15 protein-coding genes and 4 tRNA genes are annotated in these 15,279 nt (G+C 42.4%); 3 read left to right on the top strand and 16 right to left on the bottom strand.

The genetic code is table 11. The annotated features are described in order from the left end of the window. The first annotated feature begins 93 nt into the window (after positions 1–93). Both ACHOLT_RS06290 and ACHOLT_RS06285 read left to right on the top strand, forming a co-directional pair. Entirely contained in the window at positions 94–330 is a 237-nt protein-coding gene (locus ACHOLT_RS06290) for an HD-GYP domain-containing protein (protein ID WP_425806568.1), read from the top strand. 402 nt (positions 331–732) lie between these two features. Then, on the top strand, positions 733–1,188 hold the full coding sequence (locus tag ACHOLT_RS06285; protein WP_425806567.1) for an AraC family transcriptional regulator: 456 nt from the start codon (positions 733–735) through the stop codon (positions 1,186–1,188). Between the two features lie 109 nt (positions 1,189–1,297). On the opposite strand, the gene ACHOLT_RS06280 is transcribed toward ACHOLT_RS06285, so the two are convergent. The 11 genes from ACHOLT_RS06280 to ACHOLT_RS06230 all read right to left on the bottom strand — a co-directional run bounded on the left by ACHOLT_RS06280 (position 1,298) and on the right by ACHOLT_RS06230 (position 8,094). Next, a tRNA-Leu gene (locus tag ACHOLT_RS06280) sits at positions 1,298–1,380 on the bottom strand. A gap of 112 nt (positions 1,381–1,492) precedes the next feature. Continuing rightward, positions 1,493–2,665: a DUF5667 domain-containing protein gene (locus ACHOLT_RS06275; protein ID WP_425806566.1), complete on the bottom strand. Its 1,173-nt coding sequence runs from the start codon at positions 2,663–2,665 to the stop codon at positions 1,493–1,495. A 212-nt stretch (positions 2,666–2,877) separates the two neighbouring features. After that, positions 2,878–3,519 carry a hypothetical protein gene (locus tag ACHOLT_RS06270; protein ID WP_425806564.1) on the bottom strand — a complete coding sequence of 214 codons (642 nt, stop codon included), beginning with the start codon at positions 3,517–3,519 and terminating at the stop codon, positions 2,878–2,880. A 176-nt stretch (positions 3,520–3,695) separates the two neighbouring features. Next, the gene (locus ACHOLT_RS06265) at positions 3,696–4,460 is read right to left on the bottom strand and encodes an IclR family transcriptional regulator (RefSeq protein ID WP_425806562.1); all 765 of its coding nucleotides are present in this window, start codon (positions 4,458–4,460) and stop codon (positions 3,696–3,698) included. A 168-nt stretch (positions 4,461–4,628) separates the two neighbouring features. Further along, a tRNA-His gene (locus ACHOLT_RS06260) sits at positions 4,629–4,704 on the bottom strand. A 17-nt stretch (positions 4,705–4,721) separates the two neighbouring features. Further along, positions 4,722–4,798 (bottom strand) — tRNA-Arg (locus tag ACHOLT_RS06255). A gap of 36 nt (positions 4,799–4,834) precedes the next feature. Continuing rightward, positions 4,835–4,912 (bottom strand) — tRNA-Pro (locus ACHOLT_RS06250). 144 nt (positions 4,913–5,056) lie between these two features. Then, positions 5,057–5,674 carry an XTP/dITP diphosphatase gene (locus tag ACHOLT_RS06245; protein ID WP_425806560.1) on the bottom strand — a complete coding sequence of 206 codons (618 nt, stop codon included), beginning with the start codon at positions 5,672–5,674 and terminating at the stop codon, positions 5,057–5,059. Between the two features lie 16 nt (positions 5,675–5,690). Beyond that, positions 5,691–6,413 carry a ribonuclease PH gene (gene rph / locus ACHOLT_RS06240; RefSeq protein WP_425806557.1) on the bottom strand — a complete coding sequence of 241 codons (723 nt, stop codon included), beginning with the start codon at positions 6,411–6,413 and terminating at the stop codon, positions 5,691–5,693. A 107-nt stretch (positions 6,414–6,520) separates the two neighbouring features. Next, the gene (locus tag ACHOLT_RS06235) at positions 6,521–7,399 is read right to left on the bottom strand and encodes an alanine-tRNA synthetase second additional domain-containing protein (protein ID WP_425807916.1); all 879 of its coding nucleotides are present in this window, start codon (positions 7,397–7,399) and stop codon (positions 6,521–6,523) included. A gap of 50 nt (positions 7,400–7,449) precedes the next feature. Beyond that, positions 7,450–8,094 (bottom strand): O-methyltransferase, encoded by a 645-nt coding sequence (locus ACHOLT_RS06230; RefSeq protein ID WP_425806556.1) that lies wholly within the window; start codon positions 8,092–8,094, stop codon positions 7,450–7,452. Between the two features lie 77 nt (positions 8,095–8,171). On the opposite strand from ACHOLT_RS06230, the gene ACHOLT_RS06225 reads away from it, so the two are divergent. Further along, the gene (locus tag ACHOLT_RS06225) at positions 8,172–9,623 is read left to right on the top strand and encodes an RsmB/NOP family class I SAM-dependent RNA methyltransferase (protein WP_425806554.1); all 1,452 of its coding nucleotides are present in this window, start codon (positions 8,172–8,174) and stop codon (positions 9,621–9,623) included. 10 nt (positions 9,624–9,633) lie between these two features. On the opposite strand, the gene ACHOLT_RS06220 is transcribed toward ACHOLT_RS06225, so the two are convergent. From ACHOLT_RS06220 to ACHOLT_RS06200, 5 genes are all read right to left on the bottom strand, one after another. After that, positions 9,634–10,860 carry an HD-GYP domain-containing protein gene (locus tag ACHOLT_RS06220; RefSeq protein ID WP_425806551.1) on the bottom strand — a complete coding sequence of 409 codons (1,227 nt, stop codon included), beginning with the start codon at positions 10,858–10,860 and terminating at the stop codon, positions 9,634–9,636. Between the two features lie 125 nt (positions 10,861–10,985). Then, positions 10,986–12,233: a methyl-accepting chemotaxis protein gene (locus tag ACHOLT_RS06215; RefSeq protein WP_425806548.1), complete on the bottom strand. Its 1,248-nt coding sequence runs from the start codon at positions 12,231–12,233 to the stop codon at positions 10,986–10,988. A 538-nt stretch (positions 12,234–12,771) separates the two neighbouring features. Next, the gene (locus ACHOLT_RS06210; protein WP_425806546.1) at positions 12,772–13,329 is read right to left on the bottom strand and encodes a Fe-S-containing hydro-lyase; all 558 of its coding nucleotides are present in this window, start codon (positions 13,327–13,329) and stop codon (positions 12,772–12,774) included. Continuing rightward, entirely contained in the window at positions 13,322–14,188 is an 867-nt protein-coding gene (locus ACHOLT_RS06205) for a fumarate hydratase (protein WP_425806543.1), read from the bottom strand. The genes ACHOLT_RS06210 and ACHOLT_RS06205 overlap by 8 nt, the downstream gene beginning before the upstream one ends. A gap of 248 nt (positions 14,189–14,436) precedes the next feature. Then, positions 14,437–15,240, bottom strand: coding sequence for an acyl-CoA dehydratase activase (locus ACHOLT_RS06200; RefSeq protein WP_425806541.1), 804 nt, complete (start codon positions 15,238–15,240; stop codon positions 14,437–14,439). Positions 15,241–15,279: the final 39 nt, after the last annotated feature.

Here is a 15,279-nt window from a genome sequence, read left to right as displayed (position 1 = left end):
ATGCGAATAACTATTTTCCCAGTAAATATTTTACTCCGAGAAAAAAGCCTTCGATAACATGCATCTTGAAAAATTGCTGAACAGCAACAGCAAGTGCAGCACAATCATGAGAAATGGGATGGCACAGGTTATCCGTTCGGCCTGTCAGGTGAGCAGATTCCCTTGGAAAGTCGGATAATATCTCTCATTGACGCTTATGATGCAATGAGTAATGACCGGCCTTATCGGAAAGCCTTAAGCAAAGAAAAGATCATTGAAGAGATCAACCGATGCTCCGGAACTCAATTTGATCCCGAACTTGTTAGACTGTTTATTGAAATGATTGAGTAAAGTCTTTGACATAATAAAATGGGGCTGTTGCAAAACAAGCTCTTTTTTCGTGCGCACAATAATTGTGGACTATTGCAAAAGACCCGAAAGCGTAGTTTCTCGCATAGAAGTGAATGATTCGTGGAGGGACGTGCAGGTGAACAAGGCTTTCGTAGCGTAGCGCAGCCACAGGTTCACATCGGGTATTGCCCAGAGGTTTGGCGGAGCTGCTACGAAGGCAAAGTGAACCAGTCCCGGAGCGCCTGAGTGAGCGGATATGCGAGAAACTACACGACCATACGTTTTGCAACAGTCCCATTTTACTTATTTTTATCAATTTTAAAAAAAACAAATGATTATATTTTTATATCATGATAGCATTCGAAATGTATTAGATATTATTAGAGAAAGGAAAAAGAAACTATGCATATTAAAGTCGAAACTCTTCCAAAATATCGTATTGCATATGTGCGACAAGTTGGTCCATATGGTCCCGCCAATATTCAAGCAATGGAAAAGTTAAAAAAATGGGCTGTGGAGAAAAATCTGCTTACTGAATCGTCAATAATACTCGGGATTCCACAAGATAACCCTGAAACAACACTTCCTGAAAACTGCAGATATGATGCATGTATTGTCATTTCTATGGATTATCCAATTGATGCATCAATTTGCGAAAGTAAACTTTCTGGTGGAAAATATGTTATATGCGAAGTCAAACATACAGCAGAAGAAATTCAAAAAGCATGGGCAGAAATTTTTTCAGCTTTACAAAACAATGGATATGAAATTGACAATAAACCGATTATAGAAAGATACGCTGGTGATATGATTAACAACAATTTATGCGAAATATGTGTACCTGTAAAACCGTTATAGTTTTATTGAGTACATGTTTACTTATTTGGGGCTTAGAATATTAGACATAAAAAATCCTCCTTTTTCGTTTCTTTCAAAACGGTTAGAAGGAGGATTTCATCATTCATATTGGTGCGGGAGACAGGACTTGAACCTGCACGGTTACCCGCTGGTACCTAAAACCAGTGCGTCTGCCAGTTCCGCCACTCCCGCATTGTTCGGATCATGAGTCGAACAGAAATTATTGTAACTCATTTTTTTGAGATTGACAAGTTTAATTTTTAACTAATTTTTTACATAATCCTCAGATATAGAAGCTTGCTGATTATCTGTGTCCTTTTTCCTTATCACTTTTATCCCCGTTCTCATTACGTTCTTGTTCTTCATGATTTTTTTCATCTGAATTATTACCTGATTGGTTCAATTGAGATTGATGTTTTTGATATTGTTGTTGAGCCTGTTGCTGTGTTTGAGCTTGCTTTTGGGTTTGTTGCTGCACTTGGGGTTGTTGAGTTGTTTGACCAGAAGTTGTACTTGAATTGCTATTCGTTGTCTTCTCTTGGTCTTCTTGGTCGTCTTGATCCTCTCCGTCTTTTTCTTCTTTATCCTTATTTTTATAATGCCCATAAGCGTAACCGTTCGGAGTATGTTTTACTCCTAAAGCAACTTGAAATTCTTCTAAAGCCTGCTTAGCCTCTTGGGATAATTGCACCTGATCCGTAGTTCCGGTTTGATCGGCAGAGACTGTCGCAGTAGATTGGGTGGTACTTGTTGTCGTTCCGGCAGCAGAATCCTGACCTTTCTTATCCGTCTTTTCCGCTTTAGCAACTGCCTTTTCAACGGAACGAACGATATTTAAAGCAAGCCGTTGTGCCGCTTGAGGAGGAAGTTTTTCTAAAAGGCTTCCTAAAACAACCATATTATTTGTATTCACTTTGGTTAAAGCAAGTTGAACTTTTTGAGCGGTCTCACTATTCGGATCCTTGAGCTGATCAAGGAAAGCTTGGGCACTGTCAATTCTCTGATTATACCGGGTTAAAGCCTTTTCTGCCTCGGTCGTATTTCCTTTCTCAAGCAGTGCTTGTGCTTCAGCAAGGTCTTCAGTTGCCTGCTTTTCAGTAAGCTCTGCCTTTTTGACAGGATCAAAAGTTAATGCAAGTTGTACTTTTTCCATAAGAGTTTGAAACCAATACCATGGGGAATCCGGCAATGCTCCAGAATTAACGGTTTGACCATTTTGATCCACAACAGGTGCTGTTATGGCAGAAGAAGTCGTTGTAGTCGAAGTAGAGGTTGTTGCAGTCGGGACAGTAGTCGATGTATCTGTATTTGTAGCGGCAGAAGTTGATGTTGAACTTCCGGTTGAATCTGTTTGAATTGTAGTGGCCGTTACGGCTGTCGTACCTGAATCGGCTGTAGTATCGGCCATAACTAATCCTGGTGTTGCAGGAAACGTGAGAAGCGCTGCTGTTAAAGCAATGGCGAGCTGTTTTTTCATTATAAATTCCTCCTAGATTTTTAAACCATTTTGATCTAACTTTTAAGGCTTTTGTTCTTGCCTTTTCATTTAATCAATACGTCAAATTTTTAATCTTTTAAGGGGGTTACCCATATTAAGGGAAATCAAGAAAAAGACTATCCAGATATATATCAGATATATCCAGATAGTCTTTAATGAAAATCGATCAACTGTATACACGCAATTGAAGGTCAGCGAAACATCTTTAAGGGACTTTTATAATTCTTGCAGAAGGAATTAAATCCGAAAACATACCCTGCAATTTTTTCCGGACGCAGACTAAACCATAATTTAATGTCAACCTGCTCTCCTTGAGCGTTTTTTGCAATTCCATCACTGCTAATCCAACCATGTGGGCCTGTTTCCGAAAGATAAATCTCCCATACCGTCTCTTCATCCGTATTTTCGATAGTCTTAATTTTTAAGCCGCAGCGCGCATGAAAAATCTCAATAAGTTTAACAAACAAACGGAAAATAGGATCTTCATATTCCTTATTCTCGGTAAGAGGTAAACCCAAATCAGAAATAATCTCCTCTTTTAATTCGGTCAATCCTTTATCCACATGATAATGAATAAGGATTGAGGTCTTCAGGGATCCATATACAAGAATACCTGAATTCAATTCAAATCTTAGGGGGAGTTCCAAACCGGTTAAAAAAATATGAAGCTCATCCTGACTTATTTCCCAGCTTCCGGAGTAATGACGCAATAATTTATCGGCAAGCTGAAAGGATAAAATTTGCGCGGAAGCTTTCATTTCGTCCGGCTGACAGCATCCTTGGCAGTCTTTGGCAGGCTTATCCATGGGTAACATTAGTCGCATGGCGTTCATTCCGTCACTCTCCTTAATTCATAATTCTGAGCTGCAAGCCAATTGTTGTTTCACTTTATAAAACCATGTGCCAACAATTATGGTAAAAATATTATCCCTGATTTTTACAGAAACGTCAAGACGGAATTTTCTGAATTTACTGTTTCTTGGGATATAGTTTAATTATATTCACAAGGTTAAAAATTAGAACCAAGGTTTCTTGAAATTCTCTGACCGATACATTTTAACTCTTGACCAATGTGTCCTATCCCTTTTTCCTGGATACGGCTTGCCGGACCGGAAACGCTGATTGCACCAATCGCTCGCCCTGAATAATCGAAGACGGGTGTCCCTATGCAGATAATTCCCACTTCATTTTCTTCAATCTCGACTGCTATTTGATTATTGCGGACTTCCTTAAGATTCTCGAGCAGTTCTTCAGGACTTGTAATGGTATTAGGAGTATTCTTAATCATGCCTTTAGTCTTCAAAATATGCAAAACCTCAGGTTCTGGAAGCGTTGCAAGAATAGCCTTGCCAACCGCTGTACAATGCATGGGAACTCTCCGTCCCACTTTGGACTGCATGCTGACCACGTGTGAGCTTTCCGTTCTATCGATATAAACAACCTCACCATCGTCCGGCAATACAAGATTAACGACCTCATCCAGCATTTTAGCAAGCTCTGCTAAATAAGGAGCTGCAATCTTTCGTATTTCCAAATTGTTCAAAAAGCGCATACCTAACTCAACAATCTTAATTCCAATTCGATAGCGTTCATTTTCCTTTTCTTTCTCAACATAACCACGATAACAAAGCGTTTGTAAGATTCTATGCACAGTACTCTTATGAAGGCAGATTCGATTACCGATTTCCGTAACGCCTAAGGGTTCATTGGCCTGGGCCAAGGCTTCAAGTATGTCCAAAGAGCGTTCTAAGGTCTGTACATTTTTTTCAGCCACAAAAAAGCCTCCATTTCTCTGCTATAGTCATAAGAATATGTTATAATCTGGTTTTACAAAAACAGTATGGCTTTTAGAAATTAATTAGTCAAGTTTATAATATTAAAGCTTTATTCAATAAATAAAAGCACTAGAACTTACTTCGTTCCAGTGCTTAATCAACGAATATGGGGTGGATGATGGGGATCGAACCCACGTATGCCGGAGCCACAATCCGGTGCGTTAACCACTTCGCCACAACCACCATGATTATAATTTAAATGGTGCGCCTGGAGAGATTCGAACTCCCGACAACCTGCTTAGAAGGCAGATGCTCTATCCAACTGAGCTACAGGCGCATCGTTATCTCCTGAACCCAAACGAACCGATAAAAATGGTCGGGGCAGAGGGATTTGAACCCCCGGCCTCCTGCTCCCAAGGCAGGCGCGCTAGCCAAACTGCGCTATGCCCCGTTCAGTGACAATGACTATTTTATCTGATCGTTAATCTTAAGTCAAGCCTAAACTCTAAAAAATATCTTTTGGCAAATCAATTTATTTTGAACAGACAATTAATATTGCATAACATTATCTTTATATGAAAAATTTGTTTTTTTGTTATTCGTTTTTAATAGTCTTTGATTTTTGTGCTAATTCCTTGAGAAACGGTATTGCTTTTTGAAAAGCTTGTGCACGATGACTCACTTTATTTTTTTGAATCACTGTTAATTCTGCCATCGTCCGCCCAAAATCCGACATGAAAAATAAAGGGTCATAGCCAAATCCATCTTTACCGCGCCGCATGCGTGAAATTCGGCCTTCAACAGTCCCTTCTGTTAAGTATTCCCTGCCATCCGGTGTTGCAATCACTAACGCACACCTAAACCGTGCTGTTCTTTCCTCATCAGGAACTTTTTCCAAAGCTTTTAACAGTTTATCATTATTGCGCTCATCATCTTTCGGTTCGCCGGCATAACGTGCTGAATAAACGCCCGGTGCTCCGTTTAGAGCATCTACTTCCAGTCCGGAATCATCAGCTAACGCAATATACCCTGTTCGCTCTGCAGCAACACGTGCTTTTAAAGATGCATTTTCTGCAAAAGTTGATCCTGTCTCTTCTACATCTTCCCAGTTCTCAATATCACGTAACGAAAGAACATCAATCTGAGTATCGGATAACATTTCCTGAAGTTCCTTAACTTTGCCTTGATTTTGTGTCGCAAGCAATATTTTCATCGGATACCCTACTTTCTCAAATCCGCTTTAAAGCAGCATTCTGCTCGCCCATCAATTCGCGAATTCCCTTTTCGGCAAGTGCAAGGAATTGATCCAGCTCACTGCGATCAAAAGGATTTTCTTCAGCCGTCCCCTGGACTTCCACAAATTTACCGGATCCAGTCATAACGATATTCATATCGACTTCAGCTTTAGAATCCTCTGGGTAAGCCAAATCAAGTATAGGAACTCCATCCACTTTACCTACAGAAACTGCAGCTAAAATGTCTTGAAGAGGGCTCTCTTTTAAAACTCCCTTATCCATTAAATACTGAAGGGCATCGACAAGTGCGACATACGCCCCTGTGATCGAAGCTGTTCGTGTTCCCCCATCCGCTTGAAGTACGTCGCAATCGATCCAAATCGTACGCTCGCCTAATTTCTTAAAATCAACAACTGAGCGCAGAGCACGTCCGATTAGGCGTTGTATCTCCATCGTTCTTCCGGTCATTTTCCCTTTGGCTGACTCCCTTGGGGTTCGAGTCTGTGTTGCTCTGGGCAGCATAGAATATTCGGCGGTAACCCAGCCTAAACCCGTTCCCTTTTGAAAAGAAGGGACCTTTTCCTCTACCGAAGCTGTACAAAGAACCCGCGTCATCCCTACTTCAATGAGAACAGATCCTTCGGGGATCTGGGTATACTGACGTGTAATTTTTACCGGACGTAATTGATCTGCCTCGCGTCCATCATAACGTTTCATTTAATAACCTTCCTTCCAGCCAATTTTTTCGTATCAATCTTCTGAGTACTTTAAGTTATCATACATCTGATAATAACGTTTTAACTTCTTCATAGGGGCGTAAAACCTTATAATCCGATTGAACGGGAGGGAGCTTCCTCTCCGACAATGCCAACAATAGTATACAATTTTTCAATCGGATCAAACTTGAACTCTTTTAGCAACCGGAATCCCTTAATCTCAGACGTTCTCTTAATATGTATGCGGGGACCTGTGCATAGATATAGTGTTTCACCGACACGTATATGTTCTTCATCTGAAAAACTAATGGCCAGATCTGCCTCGATGACTTGTTTAACCCGCTGCTCAACCAGATCGAGATCAATATCCGGTTTTCCTGGCAATTCTAAAACAAAGCCGTGCTTAATTTCGCTGTGAACCTCCGGTTTATCCAACCCCATTTCCTCAAGAATCATCGAAGTTATATCTTCAGCTGAATGCGCCATTCTCCGGTATTTAATGGATTCAAAAACAATATCTGCGATCTTTTGAGGCTCCGGTCCAAAAAACGTAGGGCGAGTCACAATGACTTCCTCACCAACCCCGATTAGAACTTCAGCATTTATTTTTAGGTAAGAATACAAAAGGTCAAAGTGTTCTACGATAACCCGGCGTCCTTTGTCTAAAGCCTTTTTGACGGCTTCAGCAATGATCCAGGGCTGCGTAAAGGCAGCTTCGAATCTCATATCCAAATGATACGTGTGGCACCTAAAATGGTCACGATCTGCATCATCAAGCAAAGGAAGCGGCCGGACATTAATTCCATCATCATCATTTGTCAATTCTAACCCTGGAAACATGCCTCGAATTAAAAGGGATTTCCCGGCCCCCGCATCCCCTAATAAGCCAATCAACTTATCCTCAGGGCTTAAATAGCGTTGTGCGAGGTTGGTCCCTAAAAAGAGCAAACGTTTTTTTCCGCGCGGAGCAAAATAAACCGCTTGCATGAGATGATCCTGCACAAAATGCGTGGAGATTATCCCCACCCCCTCTTTGCTTATTTTATACGAAAGCTGACGGATATTCCATCACCAAAGGGAAGTACACTTGTCTGAAAATCAGGGTTTTGCGTGAGCTTGCTTAAGAACTCACGTAAATGAGTCACCATTCGGTTATATTTTGGTGCAAACTTTTCCCCGGGAACAACCCATCCTCGAAATAATACATTATCGACGACAAGAATTCCGCCTGGCGAAATCCGGGGTAAAACCAAGCTTAAATAATCTAAATATTCACCTTTTGCCGCATCGACAAAAACAAAATCAAATTTTTTTTCCAGCGTCGGTATAATGCGGCGTGCATCCCCGAATAAAACATCAATCCTATCTTCGATCCCTGCCCGTTTAAAATATTCAATGGCTCGCTTCGCTCGATCAATATTCAGATCAATCGTTGTGATATGACCCGTGCGGCCCTCCAAGTCTTGAGCAAGCCACAAGGTTGAATATCCAATCGCGGTCCCGATCTCTAAGATATCTTCGGCTTTACTCATTTTAATAAGTAAGGCCAAAAAATTTCCTACAGGCGGAGTCACCACTGGAATTGTCTCTTTTAAGGATTGGGATTCCATTTCATTCAGCAGTTCATTTCGCGCCGGAAGAAGCTCTCCTAAATATTGTTCCAATTCAAAGGAATAAAACACATTCGTTCCCTTTCTTTTTCTAATTTCCTAAGATTTGATATAATACACCCGAAGCATGATGACAAGGAGGATATACTTTGGTTTCTTTAAAACTCCCTCAAGACTTTATCAACCGAATGGAAAAAGACCTTAAAGAGGACTTTCCGTCTTTTATAGCCTCCTATGATTCGCCCCGCCTTAACGGCTTAAGAGTCAACTCGCTCAAGTTAAGTCCTGAAGAATTCTGCAAACGCTGGCCCTTCGAACTCGAACCCATTCCTTGGGCGAAAGAGGGTTTTTATTATCATTATACCACCCATCCAGGCCAACACCCCTATCATGCGGCAGGAATCTATTATTTACAAGAACCTTCTGCCATGGCTGTCGTTCATTATTTAGATCCGCAACCGGGTGAACACATTCTTGACCTTGCAGCCGCCCCTGGCGGAAAATCAACGGGAATTGCCGCTCGTCTTAAGGGTGAAGGATTGCTCTGGTCTAATGAGATACACCCCGGACGAGCAAGAACTCTCGCCCAAAATATGGATCGCTGGGGTGCCATAAACGTAATTGTTTCGAATGAAAGCCCGGATCAACTCGCCAAACATCTTCCCGGTTTTTTTGATAAAGTTTTATTAGATGCTCCGTGTTCCGGAGAAGGCATGTTTCGCAAAGATCCCGACGTTATTGATGAATGGTCTCTCGCTCATATCGAGTCCTGTGCCCGCCGTCAGACGCTCATTTTAGAATCAGCCGCTGCCTTAGTGAAACCGGGCGGCCGGCTCGTTTACTCGACGTGTACCTTCGCTCCTGAAGAAAATGAAGAAATGATTCTCCGTTTTTTAGAGTCTCATTCTGAATTCAAAGCGCTTCCAATTCCTGACCCTGCACCGGACTTCGTTCACCCCTCCCGGCTTACAGACGCCGTTCGGCTTTACCCTCATCATATCCGCGGCGAAGGTCATTTTATGATCGCTCTTATACGAACTGAAGATGCTCTTGCTTCAGATCAGGCTCTTCCTTATCCCTTTCAAGGAAAGGATAGCTTAACAAAGAAAAGCAGCAAAAAAAAGGCAAGTCCTCACTCCAAGGGCTCTTCCCGTCTTGCGAACGCCGTTTGTCCAGAACTAAACACCTTTTTAACGGAAGCTCTAACCCTGGAAATGAGAACACAGCTTGGCTCTTCTTTCTTTTCTCCTGAACATATTTTGGCCTTTGGGGACCACCTATACTCTAACCCCATTCCTGAGCTGGACTTTCGCGGTCTCACAATTCTGCGTCCAGGCCTATATTTGGGCGAGAAAAAACCCGGCCGTTTCCAGCCGAGTCAGGCGCTTGCCTTAGCCTTAACACCAGATTCCGTAACTTCTTATCTTACTTTCTCTCCAAGTGACGCTCAGCTTGAACACTATCTGCGCGGAGAGGCACTCCCAAATGAAGGACCTAATAGTTGGGTTCTCGTTACTGTTGACGAGTTTCCTTTGGGCTGGGGAAAACGAGTTAATGGTCTGTTAAAAAACCATTACCCGAAGGAATTTCGTATTCATTAATTTAAAAAAATTATCTTAAGGCCTTCCAGGCAACTTTCATCAATTCCGCATCAACTTGAGTTCCAATGCCTTTATCCAAAATACTTAAAGCTTCTTCTTCAGTCAAGGCCTTGCGGTAAGGGCGTTCTTCTGTAAGTGCTGCAAAAATATCAGCAATCGTCATTAAGCGGGACCCTGTATCCAAATCCGCACTTGTCAGTGCAAACGGATAACCCGTACCATCAAGACGTTCATGATGGTAGGCTGCCCAGTGCACAACATGCTCGGGGAAACCCGCTTCATCAAGAAGCCGGTAAGTATAGTAAGTATGGGTTCGTATAATATCAATCTCCTCAGGATCCAGGTGACCCGGTTTATCGAGAATACGTCTAGGGATAGAAAGTTTGCCTAAATCATGCAAAAGTCCTGCAATCCGTATATCTGATACAGCTTGTTCATCCCAACCCACAGCAAGAGCTAACTTCTCCACAGTTTCGGATACAGACTGCGAATGCCGGGCTGTAAATGCACTTTTTTGATCAATCAAATCAGCAAATGTATGAGCCATCATATACGTTAATTGATATCCTAAGGTCTCTTTTACCGGTAAAGCATCATTGACACCCAGCATGGTGAACGCAATATGCATTAAGTTCGGTTGTTCCAGATCAAGCCAAAACGCTTCCTGTTGAGCCAGCTCTAAAAAGGCCGGAACAATCTCAGGGAAGAAAAGACTTCCTTCATGCTCTTTTACCCAACGAACGAGATTATCCCTCTCCGAACGTTTTAAAATTCCCCGGCTCATATGCACATCTACTCGGTCCGCGAGCCCTAAAATTTTAGAGAAAAACGGCACCTCACTAGGAGCTTTTTTTAAAGCACTATGATTAATGTCTGGAGTCTCGTGATGAAATTGAATGGCTGGAGAAAGAATCTCTCCGTCAGGAAAAAGCGTTACAATCTCCGAACCCAAGATGCAGTGTTCCCGAATTAAACGGCTATCTCCATGATATTTGCGGAATCCGCCGACAGCACCGACATCATGCATTAAACCCGCCATTAAAATATAAATTAAAAATTTTTCCGGCAGCTTTAGCTTAATACCTAAGGATAAAGCGATGTAAGCAACCCGCTCTCCATGGCGATGACCTAACGCCCCTTGAAAACCTTTCTCGATCTCCTCGTCCACTAAGGCAAGATCAAGAGCTTTGGAAAAGCTCCACATTCTACGAATTAGTGAAGCATACTCTGGTTGCATTCTTATTCTCCTCTCTCGAGCGAACTAACTATTTTTCTTAATAAGAGAGCTCCCAGACTGGCTCAAGATAGCCACAGGGAGCTTTTGTTCGAGCTCTATTCTATGTCTATGTTATAACTATGTTCTTATTCTCGCAGTCCCATTTGCGCAAGAGAGGTTGCTGAGTTGGCTACATCTTCAGAAGCCGCCCCAATTTGGGCTGCCGTTTGAGTCAGAGCATCAATCTGACCGGCAATTTCCTGAACTTGGGTAATACTCGCATTGATGGCTGACATAATATCGGAGAACCTGCTTACAACTTCATGAGCCTCAGAAGCGGCTCCTTGCATAGCCTTCGTTGTCTCCTCAATCGCTTTATTAACAGATGCCGTATTTTGTTTCGTTAACGTAATCATTTCGCTGATCTCTTTAACGGACTGCTCAGAATGGTTAGCCAGCTTTTTAACCTCCTCAGCAACAACTCCAAAACCGCGGCCGCTTTCTCCAGCACGGGCAGCCTCAATTGCAGCATTCAAAGCTAATAAATTGGTCTGAGAAGCAATTTCTTTAATAACGTCCGTAATTTTGGCAATTCGAGCAGAGCTCTTATCTAATTCCAGCATTTTGTCCTGCATTTGAGCCGTCATCTCTGAAAGCTCCAGAATACGGTCAGCGATATGCTGGATTTTCTGTGATCCTTCCTGAGCCAACGAGTCCACTTGACGGGAAAATTGTGCTGCTTCTCCTGCATTGGTGGAAATCATCTCAGTTGCCTCATGCATCTGGGAAGCAGAAGCTGCCGTTTGTTGAGAAGTTGCAGCCAAAGCTTGGCTTGCTTCACTGACACGGCGCTGCAGGCTGTCAATTTCTGCATAAGCTTGTTCAAGCTCTGATTTTTTATCCAAATCCTGCATATAGGATTGAATATAGCTGGCCATAACGACCTGCTGATCGAAGCTTAAAATTTTAAGAACGGCAAGAATCAATTTCATCGATTGCTCTGGTTTTTTTCGATACTGTTGTACGATTCGCGGTAAGATTTCATCATACATGACCTGATAGGAGCTTAAATAATAAAACGGAGGCAAGTTAATCCTTTTATGGACTTCCCCGATTTTTACCCGCCATTCCATAAAGTTCTCATCAATCTTATCCGTAAAGATTGAAAGCAGGTATTTTTTCATGGTGACATAAAGCCGGTCCACAGTTGAATTTTGCTCAATAATTGCTTTTAAGTCAGACACTGTTAGAACATGCTCATAGAAACTGCGAATGATCTCATCAGCATCCCGCTCGATCAAAGGGCGAATTTCTTTTAGCAGAGTCAATTGCTGCTCATCTAAACGGAGTAATTCTACAGATTCTTGCAAATCAAATTGATGAAGTTGGATCATGATTCAATACTCCTCTCTAGTTAACCCAAATATCATTATATCGACAAAAAAGTCAAAAATTTCATTTTTAATTATTATTGAATAGTTCTTTATTTAAAAGAAAAATCCTGCAAACTTATTTGATTTTGCAGGCGAATATTTCTTAAACATTACTATGTTTGAAAATGAACTTAACTTACATTTTGTTTGGGATAAATTGTTTCTCTCATACGATTTCTTAAGCGAACAACACTACCGTCCACCGCAATTTGATATATTGTTATTTCTCCTCCCTCGATTGTCCATTCATTGCAGCATTCCCCGCAAAAATAACGTCCTCTGCTAATCCTTCCAATTTCCCGCGATCCACATATTGGGCAAATCCATGTGTACCCCATCATTCCTCACCTTTCATGGTTCAGCTTTTATAAATATATCGTACTTATGTTCTATACTTTGATATAAAACAGTATAACAGGAAAGTTTGCAAGGAGGCTTAAGAAATTGTGAATTTATTGTGAAATAATTCTAAACCATAAATAAACCTTATCAAACTCTTTTAAATAGTCCGATATTGAGCCTTTCCAATTTCATAAAGGTTATTCCCATCGCGGTCAATGACGACAATTACCGGAAAATCCTTAACAACAAGCCGGCGAACGGCTTCAGTCCCAAGCTCAGGATAGGCAATAATTTCAGCTTCAACGATTCGTTTAGCCAATAATGCACCTGAGCCTCCGATGGCTCCGAAATAGACCGCCCCATATTTTTTCATGGCATCAATGACTTCCTTTGAACGCAGCCCTTTGCCGATCATTCCCGTTAACCCTTTTTCAATTAAGGTTGGAGAATACGCATCCATCCGATAGCTTGTTGTCGGTCCTGATGAACCAATGACTTGATTCGGCTTTGGGGGAGTCGGTCCCACAAAGAAGATAATCTGGTCTTTAACGTCAAAGGGAAGCGTTTCTCCCCGTGCTAAAGCTTCAAGCATTTTTTTATGGGCTGCATCCCGGCCTGTATAAATGATTCCGCTGATTAAGACATTATCCCCGGTTTTGAGTTGAGCTACTTTTTCTTGGGTCAGGGGTGTTTCTAAACGGATTGCGTCAGCCATTAGAGTTTTCCCTCCCCTTGAGCGTTATTGCTTTATGACGTGCTGCATGGCAGTTGATATTAACCGCTACAGGCAGCATGGCAATATGGGTCGGATAAACCTCCAGGTTAACAGCCAACGCTGTATTGACTCCTCCAAAGCCTTGAGGTCCGATCCCTAATTTATTGATCCGCTCTAATAATTCCTCTTCGATCTTAGCTAAACGTTCTTCTTTATTATGTACGCCCACATCGCGAAGCAAAGACTTTTTAGCAAGATAGGTGGCCTTCTCCATCGAACCTCCTACCCCGACGCCGACAATGATCGGCGGGCATGGATTTCCCCCTGCCTTATCCACCGTATCGACGACAAATTGCATAACCCCTTCTAAGCCATCCGAAGGCTTGCACATCTTCAAGGCGCCCATGTTTTCGCTGCCTGCCCCTTTAGGAGCTACTGTGATATGGAGTTCATCCCCAGGGACAATATCGTAATGAATAATCGCAGGTGTATTATCCTTCGTATTGACTCGATCAAAAGGATCTTTAACTACGGATTTACGAAGATAGCCCTTTTCGTAGCCTCGTCTGACCCCTTCATTCAGAGCCTCGGTTAAAGACCCGTCTTGAATGCGCAGATCTTGACCGACTTCGACAAAAAGAATCGCCAGCCCCGTATCTTGGCACATCGGAACCCGCTCTTCATGAGCAATCGTTGCATTTTCGATCAGCCGTTCAAACACCTCACGACCCAAGGGTGATGTTTCCGTGGTTAATGCCTTATGGAAACAGGACATAACATCTTCCCCAAGGTCATAGTTAGCCTCGATGCAGAGTTTTTCAACAGCATCCATAATCTCTTGGACATGAATTGTTTTCATCTTCGCAGCTTCCCTCCTTAGAATTTTCAGTTATTTTGTGTAGCTTCTCGCATATCCGCACTCTTAGCGCTCCAGGGCTGGATACTTGCTTTCATAACAGCTTCGCCAAACCTCAGGGTAATACCTGAAGTGAACCAGTGGCTACGCTATGTTACGAAAGCTTCGTATACCTTACCGCCCCTCCGCGAAATCGTTCACGTCTGTACGAGAAGCTATACTTATGTGTTTAAAGAATTTTTAAAAAATATTTATTCTTCGTCTTCAAGCTCTTCCAGGGCATATACTGCGCAGCCAATCGCTCCATTAAACTGAGGTTCAGGCGGAATGATGATCTCCCGTCCTGTTTCCTCTTTTAAAAGGTCTTTCACCGCTTGGTTATGCGCTACACCGCCGGTAAAAATAAGTAGATCTCCTTGAAATGAACGCAGCAGCGGCAAAATTCGCTTCACGATCGTCGCATTGACACCGGCTGCCAAATTCCTCAAGGGCACACCTTCAACAATCTGCCCGATCAACTCACTTTCTCCAAAAACAGCACAGGTTGAACTCAGCTCAACAGGTTCATCGGAATACTCACCTAATTCTTCGAGCGTCATTCCCAACACATTCGCCATATTCTCCAGATACCTACCGGAAGAGGCGGCGCACTTGTCATTCGTTAAAAAATCGATCATACGGCCCCGCTTGACTTGAATAATCTTGCTATCCTGGCCGCCCAAATCAACAAGCGTAAAATCCCGTAAACCCGTTTGAAAAATCGCGCCTTTAACATGTGCCTTCAGCTCGGGAATCGTCTCCCCACCGGCAACCTCCAGCGTATTTCGTCCATAACCTGTCGTAACCAGTTTATCCACCTTTGGAAGGCCTAATGCTTCAAAATTAACAGCAAGTTTGCCCTCATGCTTGCGTCCATACTCTCTGTAAAATTGAATGGTATCCAAGCGTTCAAGCTGTTTAATCTCTAAATCCTCTTCAGGACTCGGTTTTGCCATTACAGCGATTTTAACGCTCCGGCTTCCTAAATCAATTCCGCATACCGTTATTTGAGCCATGAAGTAAACCTTCTTCCTATTTTACATGATTAATTTTAC

It is taken from the genome of Desulfitobacterium nosdiversum, from assembly GCF_049860565.1.
Taxonomy (GTDB): Bacteria; Bacillota; Desulfitobacteriia; order Desulfitobacteriales; family Desulfitobacteriaceae; genus Desulfitobacterium_A; species Desulfitobacterium_A nosdiversum.
This window is presented reverse-complemented; position numbering and strand designations above follow the sequence as displayed.